This window comes from Rhizobium ecuadorense, from assembly GCF_001187535.1.
Taxonomy (GTDB): domain Bacteria; phylum Pseudomonadota; class Alphaproteobacteria; order Rhizobiales; family Rhizobiaceae; genus Rhizobium; species Rhizobium ecuadorense.
On record NZ_LFIO01001789.1, the window covers coordinates 1 to 250 of the forward strand.

A 250-nucleotide genomic window follows, 5' to 3' on the forward strand; every position below is an offset into this window, starting at 1 on the left:
ATCTCATCTATATCGCCGTCAATATCTGGAGGAGCGCCGGTCAGCCGCTCGAAGTCTCTGACGCCGTCAACGGCAACCGCGCGCTGAAATTGAGCTTCACGACTGCGCTGCTGACCCAGCTCAGCAACCCGAAAACCATCATTGTCTATGCCAGCCTCTTTGCGGCACTTCTGCCGAGGACGGTGCCGCTCGATCTCATTGTCGCGCTGCCGCTCGGCGTCTTTGCAGTGGAGGCCGGGTGGTATTCGAT

Annotated in this window: 1 protein-coding gene; it reads left to right on the plus strand. The window is 59.2% G+C overall.

All coding sequences use genetic code 11. The annotated features are described in order from the left end of the window. Window positions 1-250: LysE family transporter (locus tag AF337_RS36055; protein ID WP_160320419.1), on the plus strand; the 250-nt coding region annotated here is incomplete at both ends.